The organism is Paracoccus sp. SCN 68-21, assembly GCF_001724535.1.
Classification (GTDB): domain Bacteria; phylum Pseudomonadota; class Alphaproteobacteria; order Rhodobacterales; family Rhodobacteraceae; genus Paracoccus; species Paracoccus hibiscisoli.
Window position 1 is genome coordinate 20,110 of the sequence record NZ_MEES01000012.1, and the last position, 17,394, is coordinate 37,503.

General features: G+C 66.4%; 21 protein-coding genes. 8 read left to right on the forward strand and 13 right to left on the reverse strand.

The window, feature by feature from the left end:
* Positions 1-226 precede the first annotated feature (226 nt).
* Both ABS73_RS05830 and ABS73_RS05835 read right to left on the reverse strand, forming a co-directional pair.
* Positions 227-1,198: a YVTN family beta-propeller repeat protein gene (locus tag ABS73_RS05830; RefSeq protein WP_277019738.1), complete on the reverse strand. Its 972-nt coding sequence runs from the start codon at positions 1,196-1,198 to the stop codon at positions 227-229.
* Positions 1,195-2,394, reverse strand: a complete 1,200-nt coding sequence (locus tag ABS73_RS05835; protein ID WP_277019736.1) for a lanthanide ABC transporter ABC transporter substrate-binding protein PedA1 — start codon at positions 2,392-2,394, stop codon at positions 1,195-1,197. The genes ABS73_RS05830 and ABS73_RS05835 overlap by 4 nt, the downstream gene beginning before the upstream one ends.
* A gap of 159 nt (positions 2,395-2,553) precedes the next feature.
* Between ABS73_RS05835 and ABS73_RS05840 the strand changes: the two genes are divergently transcribed.
* From ABS73_RS05840 to ABS73_RS05850, 3 genes are read left to right on the forward strand one after another with little or no spacing between them, the layout of a single operon-like run.
* Positions 2,554-3,069 carry a DUF3280 domain-containing protein gene (locus ABS73_RS05840; protein ID WP_277019734.1) on the forward strand — a complete coding sequence of 172 codons (516 nt, stop codon included), beginning with the start codon at positions 2,554-2,556 and terminating at the stop codon, positions 3,067-3,069.
* Positions 3,066-3,623, forward strand: a complete 558-nt coding sequence (locus tag ABS73_RS05845; RefSeq protein ID WP_277019733.1) for an SRPBCC family protein — start codon at positions 3,066-3,068, stop codon at positions 3,621-3,623. Before ABS73_RS05840 ends, ABS73_RS05845 begins: the two co-directional genes overlap by 4 nt.
* Positions 3,623-4,549: a YncE family protein gene (locus tag ABS73_RS05850; protein ID WP_277019730.1), complete on the forward strand. Its 927-nt coding sequence runs from the start codon at positions 3,623-3,625 to the stop codon at positions 4,547-4,549. The genes ABS73_RS05845 and ABS73_RS05850 overlap by 1 nt, the downstream gene beginning before the upstream one ends.
* Here ABS73_RS05850 and ABS73_RS05855 read toward each other — a convergent pair.
* The 11 genes from ABS73_RS05855 to hrcA form a co-directional block, all read right to left on the reverse strand.
* Positions 4,524-5,054, reverse strand: coding sequence for a PQQ-dependent catabolism-associated CXXCW motif protein (locus tag ABS73_RS05855; protein WP_277019728.1), 531 nt, complete (start codon positions 5,052-5,054; stop codon positions 4,524-4,526). The two genes, ABS73_RS05850 and ABS73_RS05855, sit on opposite strands and share 26 nt — an antisense overlap.
* A complete protein-coding gene (locus ABS73_RS05860) occupies positions 5,051-5,866 on the reverse strand; it encodes a quinoprotein dehydrogenase-associated putative ABC transporter substrate-binding protein (protein WP_277019726.1) in 816 nt (271 codons plus the stop codon). The genes ABS73_RS05855 and ABS73_RS05860 overlap by 4 nt, the downstream gene beginning before the upstream one ends.
* On the reverse strand, positions 5,866-6,417 hold the full coding sequence (locus ABS73_RS05865) for a c-type cytochrome, methanol metabolism-related (protein ID WP_277019724.1): 552 nt from the start codon (positions 6,415-6,417) through the stop codon (positions 5,866-5,868). Before ABS73_RS05865 ends, ABS73_RS05860 begins: the two co-directional genes overlap by 1 nt.
* Before the next feature lie 128 nt (positions 6,418-6,545).
* Entirely contained in the window at positions 6,546-8,348 is a 1,803-nt protein-coding gene (locus ABS73_RS05870) for a methanol/ethanol family PQQ-dependent dehydrogenase (protein WP_277019723.1), read from the reverse strand.
* Positions 8,349-8,518: 170 nt separating this feature from the next.
* Positions 8,519-9,352 carry an S-formylglutathione hydrolase gene (gene fghA / locus ABS73_RS05875; protein ID WP_277019721.1) on the reverse strand — a complete coding sequence of 278 codons (834 nt, stop codon included), beginning with the start codon at positions 9,350-9,352 and terminating at the stop codon, positions 8,519-8,521.
* Complete coding sequence (locus tag ABS73_RS05880; RefSeq protein ID WP_277019719.1) at positions 9,342-9,863, reverse strand: GNAT family N-acetyltransferase; 522 nt, start codon at positions 9,861-9,863, stop codon at positions 9,342-9,344. Before ABS73_RS05880 ends, fghA begins: the two co-directional genes overlap by 11 nt.
* Positions 9,860-10,498, reverse strand: coding sequence for an ATP-dependent Clp protease proteolytic subunit (locus tag ABS73_RS05885; RefSeq protein WP_277019717.1), 639 nt, complete (start codon positions 10,496-10,498; stop codon positions 9,860-9,862). The genes ABS73_RS05880 and ABS73_RS05885 overlap by 4 nt, the downstream gene beginning before the upstream one ends.
* 82 nt (positions 10,499-10,580) lie before the next feature.
* Complete coding sequence (locus ABS73_RS05890; RefSeq protein WP_286693414.1) at positions 10,581-11,711, reverse strand: S-(hydroxymethyl)glutathione dehydrogenase/class III alcohol dehydrogenase; 1,131 nt, start codon at positions 11,709-11,711, stop codon at positions 10,581-10,583.
* A 95-nt stretch (positions 11,712-11,806) separates the two neighbouring features.
* Positions 11,807-12,391: an S-(hydroxymethyl)glutathione synthase gene (gene gfa / locus ABS73_RS05895; protein WP_277023297.1), complete on the reverse strand. Its 585-nt coding sequence runs from the start codon at positions 12,389-12,391 to the stop codon at positions 11,807-11,809.
* 111 nt (positions 12,392-12,502) lie between these two features.
* Complete coding sequence (locus tag ABS73_RS05900) at positions 12,503-13,033, reverse strand: nucleotide exchange factor GrpE (RefSeq protein ID WP_136855000.1); 531 nt, start codon at positions 13,031-13,033, stop codon at positions 12,503-12,505.
* 6 nt (positions 13,034-13,039) lie between these two features.
* The gene (gene hrcA, locus ABS73_RS05905) at positions 13,040-14,095 is read right to left on the reverse strand and encodes a heat-inducible transcriptional repressor HrcA (protein ID WP_136855001.1); all 1,056 of its coding nucleotides are present in this window, start codon (positions 14,093-14,095) and stop codon (positions 13,040-13,042) included.
* A gap of 86 nt (positions 14,096-14,181) precedes the next feature.
* On the opposite strand from hrcA, the gene rph reads away from it, so the two are divergent.
* From rph to ABS73_RS05930, 5 genes are read left to right on the forward strand one after another with little or no spacing between them, the layout of a single operon-like run.
* The gene (gene rph / locus ABS73_RS05910) at positions 14,182-14,895 is read left to right on the forward strand and encodes a ribonuclease PH (protein ID WP_136855002.1); all 714 of its coding nucleotides are present in this window, start codon (positions 14,182-14,184) and stop codon (positions 14,893-14,895) included.
* Positions 14,892-15,500, forward strand: a complete 609-nt coding sequence (gene rdgB / locus ABS73_RS05915; protein WP_277023300.1) for an RdgB/HAM1 family non-canonical purine NTP pyrophosphatase — start codon at positions 14,892-14,894, stop codon at positions 15,498-15,500. Before rph ends, rdgB begins: the two co-directional genes overlap by 4 nt.
* On the forward strand, positions 15,493-15,867 hold the full coding sequence (locus ABS73_RS05920; protein WP_277023302.1) for a RidA family protein: 375 nt from the start codon (positions 15,493-15,495) through the stop codon (positions 15,865-15,867). Before rdgB ends, ABS73_RS05920 begins: the two co-directional genes overlap by 8 nt.
* Positions 15,864-17,030: a radical SAM family heme chaperone HemW gene (gene hemW, locus ABS73_RS05925; RefSeq protein ID WP_277023303.1), complete on the forward strand. Its 1,167-nt coding sequence runs from the start codon at positions 15,864-15,866 to the stop codon at positions 17,028-17,030. Before ABS73_RS05920 ends, hemW begins: the two co-directional genes overlap by 4 nt.
* Before the next feature lies 1 nt (position 17,031).
* Positions 17,032-17,388 (forward strand): YbaN family protein, encoded by a 357-nt coding sequence (locus ABS73_RS05930; protein ID WP_277023304.1) that lies wholly within the window; start codon positions 17,032-17,034, stop codon positions 17,386-17,388.
* Positions 17,389-17,394 lie beyond the last annotated feature (6 nt).

Here is a 17,394-nt window from a genome sequence, read left to right on the forward strand (position 1 = left end):
CCTCCTCGTCGTCATCATCATCGGTATCGGTTGCCGCCGGGTCGTTGGACTGATCGGTCGCCTCGCCCGATTGCGTGCCCGGCGCCGCTTCTTCGCCGACGACAGCATCGCCTGCGGGAGCTTCGGCATCCTGCGCGTAGACGGGCGCTGTCATGACAAGGGCAAGGGCTGCCCCGGCCATCAGTCTGGTAATGGTGCTCATGGATCGTCTCCTCCGGTATTGATATCAGTTCGGCGCCACGACGACGCCCCAAGGCTGCTGTCCGACCTGGACCGAGCGCAGCACCTCGTCTGTCTCGACATCGATGATCGAGACGTCGTTCGAATTGCCGTTGGTGGTATAAAGCCGCGTCTCATCGGGGTTGAAGGCCAGCTGCCAGACCCGCTGCCCGACCAGCAGATAATCGATCACCTCGTCGGTTTCTGCATCCACCACCGCGATGCGATTGGCCGGACCCAGGGCGACATACAGTTTCTTGCCATCCGAGGTGACGCGCGCGCCGACCGGCTGGATCGCCTCGGGCAGGACGCCCGGAATCTCAAAGCTGATCTTTTTTGTGATCTGCTGCGTCTCAGGGTCGATCACGCTGACCGTGCCGCCGATCTCGGAGGTCACGTACAGCTTGGACCCGTCGGCGGTGAACTGGGCAAAACGGGGGCGGCTGTCGACCAGCACGTTCGCGGTGATCTCGAACGTCTCGGTGTCGATGAAATGCGCCATATTGGTGGTTTCCGAGGTGTTGATCACCACGCGCCCGTCCGGGCTGACGCCCATGCCTTCGGGCTCCACGCCGACCGGAATCTCGGCCAGGACCTGGCGGGTCTTGACGTCGACGACGGTGACGATGTTGTCATCCTCGTTCGCGATGTACAGGGGGTTGCCCGACGGGTGCAGCACGAACAGCTCGGGGTCCGGCCCCGAGGGCAGGGTGTGCAGCTCCTCCATGGTGTTCGGATCGAAGACGCGCACCAGATCGTCGTCGGATGCGCAGACATACAACTCGGTCCCGTCCGGGCTGATGGTGATCCCGCGCGGGCGGTTGCCGGCGGGATAGGTACCGATCACCTCGAAGGTCTCGCCGTCCAGGACGGTGATGTCGTTGCTGCGCTCGTTGCTGACAAAGACGCGGTTGGCCATGGCAGGGCCCGATGCCAGCATCAGGGCCAGACCGGCGGTGGCGGAAAGCAGATGTCTCATGGCGTCTCCGGAAATTGGCATTGCGTTTCGGGGCGGTCGATGCCCAGCGTGTCCAGCTGGCTGGTCTGGTGCAGATACTGGTCCTGCGGGCTGACGGAGGTGGTAAGAACCCCCGTGGTCAGCAGGATAGGCTGGCGCACCTGGTGGTCCCAGTCGCGGACCGTCAGCGCCTGACCCTTAAAACCCGCCACGTCGAAATCGTCGGACAGAATGAAGGCCTTGAGCGTCGCGGGATCGCCGGAATTCGTGCGGGTGGCGGCCTCTCCGACGATGCGCAGCGACAGCCAGGTCTGATAATCGGCCTCGCGGATGGGACGCGCGGCCAGGCGTTCAAAGCGGTTCTGGAACTGGGTGCCGCCCCAGGCCTCCATCGCCGGATGCCAGCTGCGCGGCACCAGGCCCGCCGACCCGGCCACCGGGCGCGGGTCCCAGGTCAGATAGGGCAGATGGGCGGCAAAGACGTCGGCCTCGTCGGCGGTGATGACGATGTCATGCTCGGCCGCGCGTTGGGTGAATACCGGCATCTGCGCTTGGACCTGCACATGGCCGCTGTCGGTGCGCCGGGCGCCGCCGGTATCCTCGAATTCGCGTTCCTCGACGATGCGGGCGCCGAACTTGGCGGCGGCCGTGCGATAGGCATCGGCCATGGCCTGGTCCTGCGGGTGGCTGCCGTGGATCAGGAACCAGCGCGGCCAGTTCTTCCACATCAGGAACTGGGCCAGACCGTCGGCCAGCATCGCCCGGCTTGGCGCGACGTGGATCGTGTTGAACCGGCAATCGGCCCCGCGCAGGTTGTCGCCCCGCGCCATCGCGTTGAAGACCATCGCCCGATCCCCCGCCTGATCGGCCAGGGCCAGCGTCGTGGCGTCATCGGCCAGCAGCACCACGAACTCGATCCCGTCATCCAGCAGCCGGGCCAGCTCGGCCTCGGCGGTGTCGGGGGTGGCCGTGACCTCCTCGGCCTCGAAATCCTGGCCCATGAAGCGCCCGGTCGTGTCATTGTCCTCGATCGCCAGGCGGGCGCCCGCGAACCCCAGATCGGCGGGCGGCAGATCCAGCCGCGAGATCGGCGGCAGGCCCGGATCGTCAACCCGCAGAACGGCGGCGCGGATCAGCACCGGATCGGGGGACTGGGCCGCAGCGGGCTGGGCCAGTGCCGCGGCACCCACCAAAAGTCCTATGATTCCCTTGAGCATTTTCTCTCTCCCTGGGGTCATGGTGGGCGGGGATTCGGCCTGCGGCAACCCGGTTATTGTTCCCGCCGAACGCGGGAAGTTTTCCCTCAACCCAAGGTCTGAGGCGGCTACGGCTTTTGTCTGATAGACGCCCGGCATGGTCGGGCGCATGGTCGGATCATGACCCGAACCGGACCGATATCGACCCTGCTGCTGGCCCTGCTGGCCCCCGCGACCGCCCTGGCACAGGGCGCACCGCCGCCCGGCACCGCGACCTGGTTCGGCATCCATTACATCGACACCTCGACCGAGGGCGCGATCAACGGCATCCGCGCGGATGAGACCGACCGCATCGCCATGACCGAGGCCTATATCGCCCAGGATCTGGCCGCGCGGGGCTTTGATCTGACCGCCCCGCCCCCCGAGGCGGTGGCCCAGATCCTGAACCCCGTGCATTCGAACGGCGCCGATGCCCGCATCGCCCGCGAGATGGGCACCGACTATGTCATCGCGGGCGAGGTCCAGAAGGTGTCGAACCTGATCCAGTCGGTGAACCTGCACATCCGCGACGCGGAGACGGGACGCACCCTGCGTGCCGGATCGGTCGAGATCCGGGGCAACACCGATGACGCGTTCCGGCGCGGCTACAGCTATCTGCTGAGAAATGTGATCTTTCGGGAGGAACGGAAGGAATGAGGAATACGACGCTTTTGGCCGGTGCGCTTGGTGCGGTTCTGGCCATGACGACGGTGGCGGGGGCGCATGGCCCGTCGCGGCTCAAGACCGAACAGACGGTGATGCTGGACGCCACCCCCGCCGAGGTCTGGGAGGTGATCGGCCGGTTCGACGACATGAGCTGGCACCCCGTGGTGGCCCAGACTGCGATGGTCCCCGAGGGCGCGCCCGCGGATGTCGCCGACGAATCGACCCGTGTGCTGACACTGGAGGGCGACGGCGACGCCACCATCACCGAACAGCTGATGGGCATCGACAACGACAAGATGCAGTACCGCTATATGATCACCCAGGTCGACACGGCGGTGCTGCCGGTCACCAACTATTCCTCGACGCTGCAGGTCAGCGACAAGGACGGCAAGGCCGAGGTGCTGTGGCGCGGCGGCTTCTATCGCGGCTTTCCCAACAACGATCCCCCGGCCGAGCTGAACGACGATGCCGCCATCGCCGCGGTCGAGGGCGTCTATCAGGCCGGGCTGGACGCGCTGGCCGAGCGGTTCGGCCGCGCCGAATAGTGCTGCGCGCCCTGCTGCTGGTGCTGATGGGGTCCCCGGTCATGGCCGGGGATCTGGCTTTCGTGACATCCCAGAACGGCAATGCGGTGACGGTGGTGGATCTGGGTCGGGGGGAGATCCTGGCGCAGGCCGACATTCCCGGCGCACCCGCACCCGTGGCCTATGACCCGGTCGCGGGGCGCGCCTATGTCATCGCCGCCGATACCGGGCGCCTGCATGTCCTGGACGAGGACGCCCACCTTCTCAACCACGTCGATCTGGGGGCCGGGGCTTTCGGGCTCGCGGTGGGCGGTGGGGCGGTATTCGTGACGCATTGGTACGACGCGCGCCTGACCCGGCTGGACGCGTCGCTGCAACCGGTCTGGGCCGTGCCGACCGGCCCGGCCCCGGCGGGCGTCGCGGTCAGCGCCGATGGCCTGCTGGTCGCGACGGCCGATCGCGATGCGGATTCGGTCAGCATCTTTGACGCCGCCAGCGGGGCGCGTCTGCACCGGGTGGCGACGGCGGGCGCGCATCCCTTCGGCATCACCTTTCACGACGGGCGGCTGTTCACGGCGGATGTGCAAGGCGACCTTGTATCGGTCATCGACCCCGTGGCCGGGCGGCTGGTCGGGCAGGTGCCGACGGGCAGCCACCCCTATGCCGTGGCTTTCGCTGCCGGTCGGGGCTTTGTCACCGATCAGTATGATGGCACGGTCACGGTCTTTGATGCCGCGACGCTGGCGGTTCTGGCCACCGTGCCCATCGGCGACTATCCCGAAGGCATCGCCCCCCTGCCCGATGGCAGCGGCGTGGCGGTCGCGAACTGGGATTCGGACAGCCTGGTCGTTCTGGACGCCCTGACGCTGGAGGTGACGCACCGCATCGCGATGCCCCCCGGCCCCCGCGCCTTTGGCAGCTTTACGGGGCGACAGGGTCCGCGATGACCAGCGGCCGGCCGGCCTGTTCCCAGGCATCGGTACCGCCGGGAAACCACAGCACCGGCTCGAACCCCCATTCGACGGCGCGGCGCGCGGCGTTCCAGCTCATCCAGCAATCGGCGCGGCAAAAGATCACCAGCGGGCGGTCCGGGTCGCCCTGTTGAGCACGGGTCAGGCCGTCGCGAAGCCGCGCCTCCTCGGCCGGGGCCAGCGCCTGATAGCCGGTGTTCCACAGCCACAGCGCGCCGGGGATGGTCTGGTGCGGCGGCTCGTTCCACAGGGTGCCTTCGGGCAGACCCTCGGGGCGGGCCTTGCGCGGCATCGCGTCCACGAAGGCCGCGCCCGCCTCGTGCAGGGCCACGGCCTCGTCGATGCCGATGACCTGCGCGCCGGTCAGGGTCGCGGGCACCGGCGCGCGATAGGGCTCTCCGCGATAGGTGTCGGGCTCGGGCACCGTCTGTGCCCAGGCGGCGGGTGCCAGCAACAGCGCCAGGACCGCCGCACGGGTCATGGCAACAGCGCCTTGCCGTAATCGTCGACCAGCGGCACCCCGGCCTCGTGCAGGATGTCGTTGATGGCATCCTGGTTGCGGCGGATCAGGCTGTTCAGCTCGCGCTTCCATTCCTGCTCCTCCATGCGCACGCCCATGGTGATGCGATAGAACAGGCGCGGATTGGCCTCTTCGTGCAGCAGCGGCGTGAACTGCAGGTCGGGGTCGTCCTTGACGCGCGGCCCGGCCAGCGGGCCCCACATGACCGCGGCGCCCATCTCTCCGCTGCGGACACCCTCCAGCAGATCGCCCATCGGGTCCTCGACCCGGCGGTCGACGAACAGATCGACGCCGCGCATGTTGGGGGCCAGCCCCGCCCGGGCCAGATGCGTGGCGGGCGGCGTGCCCGCGACCACGCCGATGCCGTGATCCTTGAGCGCCGGGTCGGTCAGCCGGTCCACCTGCGCCAGGGGACCGTCGCGGCGCGTCACGATGCCATAGACCGAGGTGTAGTAATGATTGGTGTTCTGGACCAGCTCATCGCCTTGGGCATAGCCGATCACCACGTCGCAGGTGCCCATCCGCAGGGTCCGCTGGATAAAGCCCATGCCCGAGGGAAACCAGCTGTAGGTGACGGGCAGGCCCAGCGTCTGTCCCACGAATTCCGCCAGACGGTTCTCAAAGCCGGTGCCGTCGCGGTCCGACATGGGCGCGTTGGCCGGGTCCGCGCAGACCCGGAACTGCGTGGTCGAACGGAGGTCGGCGACCTGCGCCGTCACGGGGCTGGCCAGCATCCCCGCGATCAACCCCAGGACGCCGATGCGGCGCAGCATCAGCTGGACATGCAGGAATCTTCCTGCGCCGTGTAATCCTCGGATTTGTCGGCCCGTTCGGCGGGGCGTCCGCGCCCGATCGTGTCGGTGCCATGCGCCAGCAGATAGACATAGATGTCGTCGATATAGCACCAGACGTTCTTGTTGGTGCCGAATGCCGGCATGACCGAGTTCGTGCCCTGCTTGCCCGAGGCCACGACCTGCATGAAGTCATAGTAATCCATCCGCAGCACGGAATTCTTCAGCGCCGGCGCATAGGTCGACCCTTCGCCATCGGGGCCGTGGCAGACATGGCATTCCGCGTGATAGCGGCGGAACCCGTTGAAGGTCGCGAAATCGACCACGCCGTCCTCGACGTTGAAGGTCGGGATGCCCTCGGCATTGCGCCAGCGGCCGTCCATCTCCTCAACGGGGGTCATGTCCTGGCCGTTCGCCAGGACCATGGCACCCTCGGCAGCCTCGGGGGCGGGGGCCGTTTCAGTCTGCGCCAAGGCCATGCCGGCCAGGGACGCACCCAGGACCAGCGCCGTGAGGCTGGTGATGGCTTTCATGTCGGAAGTCCTCCCAAAGTCGTCTGTCTCCTCAGACGGTTCCGCCCCAGTCTAATGCTGGGGCGGCGCCATCAAAGGTCACGCTTGCGTATCCGGGCCCAAAGTATGAGGCGGCCCGCCTGCTGGTCTCAGTTCGGCAGTTCGAACACGGTCAGCTGACCGCCCAGTTCGGTATAGTCGCTCAGCGCGGCATAGCCGCCCACGGCGCCCAGACCGTCATTGGGGTTGGTCAGACCGGCCGCCAGACCGATCCCGGCCCATCCGCCGACACCCGACAGAACGGCGATGTACTGCTTGCCGTCATGCTCGTAGGTCATCGTGTTGCCGATGATGCCCGACGGCGTCTTGAAGCTGTACAGCTCCTCTCCGGTCTCGGCATCGACGGCCTTCAGGAAGCCCTCCAGCGTGCCATAGAAGACCACGTCGCCCGCGGTCGCCAGGGCGCCCGACCAGACCGAGAACTGCTCGGGCAGGGACCACTTGATCTCGCCCGCGACGGCATCCCAGGCGATGAAGTTGCCCATGCCGCCATGGCTGTCGGGGGCCGGGTACATCGACAGGGTCGCGCCGACATAGGGCTGGCCCGCGGTATAGGCCACGCGGAACGGCTCATAGTCCATGCAGACGTGGTTGGTCGGGACGTAGAACAGGCCGGTCTTGGGCGAGTAAGACGCAGGCTGCTGGTCCTTAGTGCCCAAGGCCGCCGGGCAGACGCCGGTGGTGTTCACATCCTCGCCGTTCTGGGCGGTCGAGTATTCGGCCACGACCATCGGACGACCATAGGTGTCCGAATCGGGGTTCATGTCGACTTCGGTGGCCCAGTTCACCGCCGGGTCGAACTTTTCGGCGACCAGCAGCTCTCCGGTCTCGCGGTCCAGCGTATAGGCGAACCCGTTACGGTCGAAGTTCACCAGCAGCTTGCGCTCGACGCCGTCGATCTCCTTGTCGATCAGGATGTTCTCGTTGACGCCGTCATAGTCCCATTCGTCATGGGGCGTCTTCTGATAGAACCACTTGGCCTCTCCGGTATCGGCATCGCGGGCCATGATGGTCATGGACCAGCGGTTGTCGCCCGGACGCTGGCTGGGGTTCCAGGTCGAGGGGTTGCCGGTGCCGTAATAGACCAGGTTCAGGTCCGGGTCATAGCTGAACCAGCCCCAGGTCGAACCGCCGCCGATCTTCCACTGATCGCCTTCCCAGCTGTTCAGAGAGCTGTCCGCGCCGATGGGCTGGCCCAGATGCATGGTCGTCTCGGGGTTGACCAGCATCTCGTCGTCGGGGCCGGTGGACCAGGCCTTCCACGCCTCGGTGCCGTCCGCCAGGTTATAGGCGGTGATGCGGCCGCGCACGCCGTATTCGCCGCCCGACACGCCGACCAGGACCTTGTCGCCCACGGGCATCACGGTCGCGGTGTTGGTCTCTCCGATGGCCGGATCGCCGGTCTTGACCGACCACTTCACTTCGCCGGTCTTGGCATCCAGCGCCAGCAGCGTGGTGTCGGCCTGGTGGCTGATGATCATGCCGTCCGCATAGGCCGGGCCGCGATAGACGGTGTCGCAGCACATGACCGCGATGACCTCGGGGTCCTGCTGGGGGGTGTGGCGCCACAGGATCTTGCCGTTGTCGTTCAGGTCCAGCGCAAAGATGTTGTTGGGGAAGGGCGTGTGGACATACATGACGTTGTCGACCACCAGCGGGCCACCCTCATGGCCGCGCAGCACGCCGGTCGAAAAGGTCCAGGCCACGCGCAGGTCGCCGACGTTGTCGCGGTTGATCTGGTCCAGTTCGGAATAACGCTGGTTGGCATAGTCGCCGGTCTGGATCGCCCATTGCGCCGAATTGCCCGTCTCGGTCAGGACGCTTTCGTTGGCATAGGCCGATACGCCCGTCATCAGCAGCGCGACTGCCGCGCTGTTCAAGAGATTTTTCATAGAGTGCTCCTCCGCTCCCTGGATGCAGCGCCGCAGGTTTCCTCCTCCCGCGGCAGTCCATGTCCAAGTAGTTGGTCGGGCACCCCCTTGCGTCAATCGCAGCCCCTGCCCTTTGCCCCTAAAGTCTTATGGGAAAACGGCAGGGGTGACGGGAATGATCGGCAATCGGTTCAGACCAGCCGTTCGGCGTGCCAGAAGACATGGTCGGCCATGAAGCTCTGCACGAAGAAGTAGCTGTGGTCATAGCCCGGATGCATGCGGAACTGGCCGGGCTGGCGGCGTGCCATCATTGCATGGGCCAACGATTCGGGACGCAGCAGGTCCAGGAACTGATCGTTGGCGCCCTGGTCGATCAGCACCTCTCCGGGATAGCCGCGTTCGGTCATCAGCAGCGTCGCGTCATGGGCGCGCCAGCTGTCCCGATCCTCGCCCAGATAGGCGGTGAACTGCTTGCGGCCCCAGTCCGATTCCGTCGGGTTCGCGATGGGCGAGAAGGCCGAGACCGACTTGTAGCGGTCGGGATGGGTCATCGCGATGGTCAGCGCGCCATGCCCGCCCATCGAATGGCCGGTGATGCCCATGGCATCGGCGTCGATGGCAAAGTTGTCGGCGACCAGTTCGGGCAGTTCCGCGGTGATGTAATCCCACATCTGAAAATGCGGCTTCCACGGGTCCTGGGTGGCATTGACGTAAAAGCCGGCACCCTGCCCCAGGTCATAGGCCTCGTCATTGGCCACGCCCTCGCCCCGGGGCGAGGTGTCGGGAAAGATGATGGCGATGCCGGCCTCGTCGCACCATTGCTGGGCGGCGGCCTTGGTCATCGCGTTCTCGTGGTTGCAGGTCAGGCCCGATAGGTACCACAGCACCGGCACGCGCCCGTGCAGCGCCAGTTCGGGCAGGTAGACCGCAAAGGTCATGTCGGTGCCGGTCGCCTGCGATGCGTGGCGATAGACGCCCTGGGTGCCGCCAAAGCTGCGGGTTTCGGACAGAGTCTCAAGGCTCATCGGTGTCTCCCTTCAGGGTGTGGAACATGACCAGCGCATCGACCGGCCCGTACTGGGGATGAAGAAACGCGCCCGGCAGGCAGCCCACAACCTCAAACCCGGCCTTCTGCCACAAATGGACGGCATCGGCATTGGTGGACACGACGAAGTTGAACTGCATCGCGCGGAAGCCCTGTCCCGCAGCCCAGGATTTCGCGTGATCGACCAACGCGCGCGCCACGCCCCGGCCGCGGGCATCGGGATGGGTGGCGAACGAGGCGTTGGCGACATGCGACCCGCCCGCCGGACGGTTCGCGCCGACATGGCTGGTCCCCAGGATGCGCCCGTCGACGAGCGCCACGAAGGCGGAAAAGGGGGCCGCGAACCAGTCGCGGATCGCCTGGTCCCGGTCGACGTCGCGGGGCATGCAGTAGGTCTCTCCCGCGCGATAGACGGGGCGCAGGATGTCCCAGATGGCGTCGTGGTCGTCCGGTCTGGCGGGGCGGATCGCCACCCCGCCAGTCCCGCTCATTTCAGGTCGTCCACGGTGCGGATGATCTGGCCCAGCAGGCCGTAATCCAGCGCCTCCTTGGTGTTCAGCCAGAAGTCGCGCTGCGTGTCCTTTTCGATGCGTTCCATCGTCTGACCGGTCGCCTCGGCAAAGATCTGGTTCAGACGGTCGCGCATCAGGCGCACCTGTTCCGCCTGGATCATCATGTCCGACGACGTGCCGCCGATCCCGCCCGAGGGCTGGTGGATCAGGAACCGCGTGTTGGGCAGGCAGTAGCGGTTTTCCTTTTTCGCCGCGACAAAGATCAGCGCGCCGGCGGAGGCCACCCAGCCCGAGCCGATGGTGCGCACGGTGGGGCGGATAAACTTGATCACGTCATGGATCATGTCGCCCGATTCCACGTGCCCGCCGGGGGACGAGATCAGCATGTTGATCGGCTTGTCGCTGTCCTCGGCCAGGGCCAGCAGATGGGCCACCGTGCGCTGCGCCAGCTTGTCGTTGATGGCGCCCGCCACGATGACCGTGCGCGACTTGAAGTACAGCTTGCCGATCTTGTCGCCCTCGGGCAGGCCCAGGCCGCCATCCTTGTCGCCCTTGGGCTGGCGGTCGTCGTCTTCCTCGTGATCGTCGTCGTCGTCCAGCCACTGGTGGCGCATGGGCCTGCTCCTTCGTTCATTCTTATGGCGACGGCGGGGCGCGCGGGCCCCGCCGTCCTTTTACCTAAGCAGCCATGAAGGATCAGTAAAGGACGACCGAGCGAATGGATTCGCCGTTATGCATCAGGTCGAACCCCTTGTTGATGTCATCCAGCGGCATCGTGTGGGTGATCATCGGGTCGATCTCGATCTTGCCGTCCATGTACCAGTCGACGATCTTGGGGACATCGGTCCGGCCGCGCGCGCCACCAAAGGCCGTGCCCTTCCAGACGCGGCCGGTGACCAGCTGGAACGGACGGGTGCTGATTTCCGCGCCCGCGGCCGCCACGCCGATGATGACCGACACGCCCCAACCCCGATGGGTGCATTCCAGCGCGTCGCGCATCACCTTGGTGCTGCCGGTGGCGTCAAAGCTGTAATCGGCGCCGCCGATCTGATCGAACGGGGTCTTGGTCATCTCGACGATGTGCTGGACGATGCCGCCGTCGATTTCCTTGGGGTTGACGAAATGCGTCATGCCGAAGCGTTCGGCCATCTCTTTCTTATCGTTGTTCAGATCGACGCCGATGATCATGTCCGCGCCCGCCAGACGCAGGCCCTGGATCACGTTCAACCCGATGCCGCCCAGACCGAAGACGACGGCCTTGGCACCGATCTCGACCTTGGCGGTGTTGATCACCGCGCCGATGCCGGTGGTGACGCCGCAGCCGATATAGCAGATCTTGTCGAAGGGCGCGTCGTCGCGGACCTTGGCGACCGCGATTTCCGGCAGCACCGTGTGGTTCGCGAAGGTCGAGCAGCCCATGTAGTGATAGATCGGCGTGCCATCCAGCATGGAGAAGCGGGTCGTGCCGTCGGGCATCAGGCCCTTGCCTTGGGTGGCGCGGATCTTGGTGCACAGGTTCGTCTTGCCCGACAGGCAGGACGCGCATTCGCGGCATTCGGGGGTATAGAGCGGGATCACGTGGTCGCCGACCTTCAGGGAGGTGACGCCCTCGCCGACCTCGACCACGACGCCCGCGCCCTCATGGCCCAGGATGGCGGGAAAGATGCCCTCCGGGTCGTCGCCCGAGCGGGTGAATTCGTCGGTGTGGCAGATGCCGGTGGCCTTGATCTCGATCATGACCTCGCCGGCCTTGGGGCCTTCCAGATTGACCTCCATCACTTCCAGCGGTTTGCCGGCCTCGAGGGCCACGGCGGCACGGGTTCTCATGAATATTCTCCTGTTCCCTCTTGGGCGTATCGGTCAGGGCGAAGGGGCCGACGGTGCGGCCCCTTGGCGGTTCTTCCAGCGGCAGGCGCATGCCGTCAAGCAGGCAGCGCGCCCGCGCGTTTGGCGACATGGGTCGCGATCGCGTCCATCAGCGGTGGGGACAGCGCATCATAGGGGTCCAGCCCAAGCTCGCGCAGGCGCGACCGGATGCCGTCCATCCGCGACGGATCGACCCCTGATTCGATGACCGAGCTGACAAAGGCCGCGAATTCGGGCGCCGACCAGCCCGCGTCGCCGGACAGTTCGGTATGCACGAAATCGAGGCCATAGAACGGATGGTCCTTGTTCTCGATCCGGCCATACATGTGGACGCCGCAGTCGCGGCAGCGATGGCGCTGGATGGCGGCAGAGGCATCGACGACCTCCAGCTTGTCGGCGCCCTCCAGCACCTCGACCGCATCGCGGGACACGACCGCGATCTGGCTGAACACCGCGTCATCGGGCTTCCAGCATTTCGTGCACCCGCAGACGTGGTTATGGGCGGTCTGTGCGCCGACCCGGACACGGACCGGGTTCGTGGCACAATGACAGGACAGCACGCTGCCCGAGAATCCCGGACTGCCTTTCGCAATGCCGTGATCGACGGCAGGGTGGATATGGACACCTTCAGTGCTGGTCATCATCCCCTCCTCTGGCTGACCGGATGTGACCAAGCGTCGCGCCATCAGGAATGATCGGCAAGTCAGCGGAAGGTGGTAGCAGCCCGGCCGGGTGGCCGGGCCGCGGCGCCTTTAACTGGCGGGCGTGGACGACACGCCGACCTTGGCCGGACGCAGCAGGCGGTCATGCAGCATGAAGCCGTTATCCATCACTTGGATGATGTGGCCCGCGACGGTGCCGGGGACCGGGGCCTCGAACATGGCCTCGTGATGGGTGGGGTCGAACTTGTCGCCCGGCTCGGGGCGGATAATGGTGATGCCGTGCTTGGTGAAGACGTTGGACAGCTCGCGCAGGGTCAGCTCGACCCCCTCGATCAGGGCGGCGGCGGCGGTGCGCTGTTCCTCGCCCGCCGCGTCCAGCGCGCGGGTCAGGGCGTCATGCACCGGCAGCAGGTCGCGCGCCAGGCGCGATCCGCCGTAATTCTCGGCGTCGCGGCGGTCCTTGTCGGCCCGCTTGCGCGAGTTCTCGGCATCGGCCAGGGCGCGCATCCACTTGTCGCGCATCTCGTCACGCTCGGCGGTCAGGCGCGCCAGGGCGTCATCGGGATCGGCCAGCGGGTCGTCCAGAAACTCGTCCATGGGCTGTTCGTTCTGCTCGGTCATTTCACTTCATCCTTTCCGGCCGGACAGCACCCGCCCGACCAGCTGCGCGGTATAATCGACGATCGGCACGATCCGGCCGTAATTCAGCCGGGTCGGCCCGATGACACCCACCGCGCCTACAATTTTCCGGTCGGCATTCATATAGGGTGAAACGACCAGAGCGGAACCCGAAAGTGAAAAAAGCGTGTTTTCCGACCCGATGAAGATGCGCACCCCCTCTCCGCGCTCGGTCAGCTCCAGGAATTCGACGATGTCGCGCTTGCGCTCCAGATCGTCGAACAGAATGCGGATGCGGTTCAGATCGGCGGCCTCGCTGTCCAACAGGTTCGCGCGGCCCCGCACGATCAGGCGCGGATCGGCGGCCTCGGCCCCCCACAGCGCGATGCCCGATTCCACCAGCTCGGCCGCCAGCACGTCCAGCTCGCGCCGCCGCGCGTTAATCTGCTGGGACAGATGGCCGCGCAGCTCGGCCAGGGTCTTACCCTCGGCCATGGCGTTGAGGAAATTCCCGGCCTCGCGCATCGAGGACGGGGTCTGGCCCGGCGGCGGGGTAAAGATGCGGTTTTCCACATGCCCATCGGCAAAGACCAGCACCACAAGCGCCCGGTCCGGCCCTAGGCTGACGAATTCGATATGGCGGATCGGCGCCTCGTGCTTGGGCATCAGGACCAGCGATGCGCCCCGCGTGATCGACGACAGGGCGGTGCTGACCCGGTCCAGCAGCACCCCGGTTTCGGGGTCGTCATTGCCAAGCGTCTGGTCGATGGCCGCGCGGTCGGTCGAGTTGACGGCGTCGATCTCCATCATGCCGTCCACGAACAGGCGCAGCCCCATCTGCGAGGGCATCCGCCCGGCCGAGGCATGCGGGCTGTCCAGAAGCCCCATGAACTCCAGGTCCTGCATCACGTTGCGGATCGTCGCGGCGCTGACCTTTTCCGACAGCGCGCGGGTCAGCGTGCGCGAGCCCACCGGCTCTCCGGTTTCCAGATAGGATTCGACCACCCGGCGAAACACCTCGCGGGAGCGGTCGTTCATCTCGTTCAGCAGCGATTCCTGGGTCATCAGCTCTGTCTTGTGACCCCTGTTGGGGTTGCGTGTGGGGGGCCCCGGGCGCTATGGGCAGGGGATATTCACGAAAAGGAACAGTCATGCGCCCGTCCGGCCGGAATCTAGCCCAAATGCGTCCGATTTCAATTGAAACCGGGGTGATGCGCCATGCCGAGGGCTCCTGCCTGATCAAGTGCGGCGACACGCATGTCCTGTGCACCGCCACCATCGAGGACAGCCCGCCGCGTTTCCTGAAGGGCACCGGTCTGGGATGGGTCACGGCCGAATACGGCATGCTGCCACGCGCGACCAACACGCGCAACCGCCGCGAGGCGGCGCAGGGCAAGCAATCGGGCCGCACGCAGGAAATCCAGCGGCTTATCGGCCGCAGCCTGCGCGCGGGCATCGACCGCAGCGCGTTGGGAGAGCGTCAGATCAGCATCGATTGCGACGTGATCCAGGCCGATGGCGGCACGCGCTGCGCGTCGATCACCGGGGGCTGGGTCGCGCTGCGGCTGGCGGTGAACAAGCTGCTGAAGGCGGGCGCGATCACCAGCGACCCGATCCTGGACCATGTGGCGGCCGTCAGCTGCGGCATCTATGCCGGCCAGCCGCTGCTGGACCTGGACTATGCCGAGGACAGCGAGGCCGGGACCGACGGCAACTTCGTGCTGACCGGCGCGGGCCGCCTGATCGAGGTGCAGATGTCCGCCGAGGGCGCGACATTCTCGCGCGACGAGATGGGCCGCCTGCTGGACCTGGCCGAGGCCGGGATGGCCGATCTGGTCGCAGCCCAGAAGGCTGCGATCGCGTGAGGGCCTTTACCGAAAAGCGTCTGCTGGTCGCGACCCATAACGCGGGCAAGCTGGACGAGATGCGCGCCCTGCTGGCCCCCTACGGGGTCGAGGTGGTGGGCGCGGCCCAGATGGGCCTGTCCGAACCCGCCGAGACCGAGGACAGCTTTGCCGGCAACGCCCGCATCAAGGCGCGGGCCGCGATGCAGGCGACCGGCCTGCCCGTGCTGGCCGATGACAGCGGCATCTCGGTCGATGCCCTGGGCGGCGCGCCCGGGGTCTATACCGCCGATTGGGCCGAGACCGGCCAGGGCCGCGATTTCGCGATGGCGATGCAGCGGACCTGGGACGCGGTGCAGGCGACGGGCACCCCTGCCCCGCATGCGGCGCAGTTCCGCTGCACGCTGGTCCTGATGTGGCCCGACGGCCACGAGGCGCTGTTCGAGGGCGTGCTGCCCGGTCAGGTCGTCTGGCCCCCGCGCGGGGCCGAAGGTCACGGCTATGACCCGATCTTTCAGCCGGACGGGCATCAGGTCACGCTTGGCGAGATGTCGACTGAGATGAAGAACAGCCTCAGCCACCGCGCCCGCGCCGTGGCCCGGATGATCGAGGCCTGCTTTGCATAGGCTGTCCACCGGATCGCCCTTCGAGGCACGGCTGGCCTATAGCCGGGCCGTGATCAAGGGCGACTGGTGCTTTGTCTCGGGCGTAACGGGCTATGATTATGCGGACATGACCATGCCCGACGATCCGTGCCAGCAGGCCCGCAACTGCTTTGCCACCATATTTTCGGTGCTGGATCAGGCGGGGTTCGCGCCCGATGACATCGTCCGCGTGCAGTACACCATCACCGATGCGGCCCTGGTCGAGCGGATCGCTCCTGCCCTCTCCGAGGCGCTTGGGCAGATCCGCCCGGCGGCGACCATGATCGTCGCGGGCCTGATCCGGCCTGAAATGCAGGTCGAGATCGAAGTCACGGCATTCCGGGGATGACCAAGGCGGGCGAAGACTGGCGCGCGGGCGGGTTCGGCCTCTATGTCCATTGGCCGTTTTGTGCAGCCAAATGCCCCTATTGCGATTTCAACAGCCATGTCGTGGCACGGGTCGACCAGACGCGATGGGCGACCGCCCTGTCGTCCGAGATCGCGCGGCTGGCCGCCGAGACGCCGGGACGGCATCTGGGCAGCATCTTTTTCGGCGGCGGCACGCCATCGCTGATGGAGCCGGACACCGTCGATGCGGTCATCACCGCCGCCCGCGCGGGCTGGGGTTTCACCAACGATATCGAGATCTCGCTGGAGGCGAACCCAACCAGCGTCGAAAAGGGCCGGTTCCAGGGCTTTGCCGATGCGGGCGTGAACCGCCTGTCGATGGGCATCCAGGCGCTGAACGATGCCGATCTGCGCCGTCTTGGCCGGATGCATTCCGTGGCCGAGGCGCGGGCCGCGTTCGACGTGGCCCGCGACGTCTTTGGCCGCATCAGTTTCGATTTGATCTATGCCCGCCAAGGCCAACAGCGGGACGCTTGGCGGGATGAGCTGCGCGAGGCGCTGGCCATGGCCGCCGATCACCTGTCGCTGTATCAGCTGACCATCGAACCGGGGACGGCCTTGGGCGCCCGGGCCGACGCGGGACTTCTGCGCGGTCTGCCCGATGACGATCTGTCGGCCGACATGTATTTCGACACGCAGGAGATCTGCGAGGCGGCCGGAATGGGCTGCTATGAGATCTCGAACCACGCCCGGAGCGGGGCGGAAAGCCGTCACAACCTGGTCTATTGGCGGCAGGGTGATTGGGCTGCAGTCGGCCCGGGTGCGCATGGCCGCCTGACCCTGCCCACCGGGCGCACTGCCACCGAGGCGCTTCGTGCACCCGGCGCCTGGCTGGATGCCGTCGAGGGTCAGGGAACGGGTGAACTGCCGCGCGAGTTCATCCCCCAAGGTGAACAGGCGACGGAATATCTGCTGATGGGCATGCGGCTGACCGAGGGCCTGGACACCGCCCGCTTTGCCGCGCTGGCAGGCGAGCCGCTGGATGCGGCTGCGATCGCGTCGCTGGAATCGCTTGGCATGGTGCGCCATGAGGGCGATCGCCTGCGTGCGACCGCTGCGGGTCGGCCGGTTCTGAACGCCATCCTGCGCGAATTGGCACGATAAGATGCGGCGCAGGCTCTGGTTGGCAGTTGGGTGGTTCTTCACAGTGCTGGGCATCATCGGGGTGGCCCTACCCGTCATGCCGACGGTGCCCTTCCTGCTGGTCGCCGCATGGGCTTTTGCGCGGTCGTCGCCGGTACTGGAACAGCGGATCATGAACCACCCGACCTATGGCCCACCGGTCCGGGCGTGGAGGGATCGGGGGGTGGTCGGGCGCCTGGCCAAAGTCTGGGCGATCAGCGCGATGACGTCTGGCGTGGTCCTGTCGTGGTGGGTGGGGATGCCGATCTGGGTTGTGGCAAGCCAAGCCGGAATCTGCGGCCTTGTCGCGATTTTCCTGATCCGGCGACCAGAATTCTAAGCAAAT

Coding starts and splice junctions, on each gene's coding strand:
- ABS73_RS05830 (WP_277019738.1), bottom strand. CDS start 1,198: ATGAGACATCTGCTTTCCGCCACCGCCGGTCTGGCCCTGATGCTGGCA.
- ABS73_RS05835 (WP_277019736.1), bottom strand. CDS start 2,394: ATGCTCAAGGGAATCATAGGACTTTTGGTGGGTGCCGCGGCACTGGCC.
- ABS73_RS05840 (WP_277019734.1), top strand. CDS start 2,554: ATGACCCGAACCGGACCGATATCGACCCTGCTGCTGGCCCTGCTGGCC.
- ABS73_RS05845 (WP_277019733.1), top strand. CDS start 3,066: ATGAGGAATACGACGCTTTTGGCCGGTGCGCTTGGTGCGGTTCTGGCC.
- ABS73_RS05855 (WP_277019728.1), bottom strand. CDS start 5,054: ATGACCCGTGCGGCGGTCCTGGCGCTGTTGCTGGCACCCGCCGCCTGG.
- ABS73_RS05860 (WP_277019726.1), bottom strand. CDS start 5,866: ATGCTGCGCCGCATCGGCGTCCTGGGGTTGATCGCGGGGATGCTGGCC.
- ABS73_RS05865 (WP_277019724.1), bottom strand. CDS start 6,417: ATGAAAGCCATCACCAGCCTCACGGCGCTGGTCCTGGGTGCGTCCCTG.
- ABS73_RS05870 (WP_277019723.1), bottom strand. CDS start 8,348: ATGAAAAATCTCTTGAACAGCGCGGCAGTCGCGCTGCTGATGACGGGC.
- fghA (WP_277019721.1), bottom strand. CDS start 9,352: ATGAGCCTTGAGACTCTGTCCGAAACCCGCAGCTTTGGCGGCACCCAG.
- ABS73_RS05880 (WP_277019719.1), bottom strand. CDS start 9,863: ATGAGCGGGACTGGCGGGGTGGCGATCCGCCCCGCCAGACCGGACGAC.
- ABS73_RS05885 (WP_277019717.1), bottom strand. CDS start 10,498: ATGCGCCACCAGTGGCTGGACGACGACGACGATCACGAGGAAGACGAC.
- ABS73_RS05890 (WP_286693414.1), bottom strand. CDS start 11,711: ATGAGAACCCGTGCCGCCGTGGCCCTCGAGGCCGGCAAACCGCTGGAA.
- gfa (WP_277023297.1), bottom strand. CDS start 12,391: ATGACCAGCACTGAAGGTGTCCATATCCACCCTGCCGTCGATCACGGC.
- ABS73_RS05900 (WP_136855000.1), bottom strand. CDS start 13,033: ATGACCGAGCAGAACGAACAGCCCATGGACGAGTTTCTGGACGACCCG.
- hrcA (WP_136855001.1), bottom strand. CDS start 14,095: ATGACCCAGGAATCGCTGCTGAACGAGATGAACGACCGCTCCCGCGAG.
- rph (WP_136855002.1), top strand. CDS start 14,182: ATGCGCCCGTCCGGCCGGAATCTAGCCCAAATGCGTCCGATTTCAATT.
- hemW (WP_277023303.1), top strand. CDS start 15,864: ATGACCAAGGCGGGCGAAGACTGGCGCGCGGGCGGGTTCGGCCTCTAT.
- ABS73_RS05930 (WP_277023304.1), top strand. CDS start 17,032: ATGCGGCGCAGGCTCTGGTTGGCAGTTGGGTGGTTCTTCACAGTGCTG.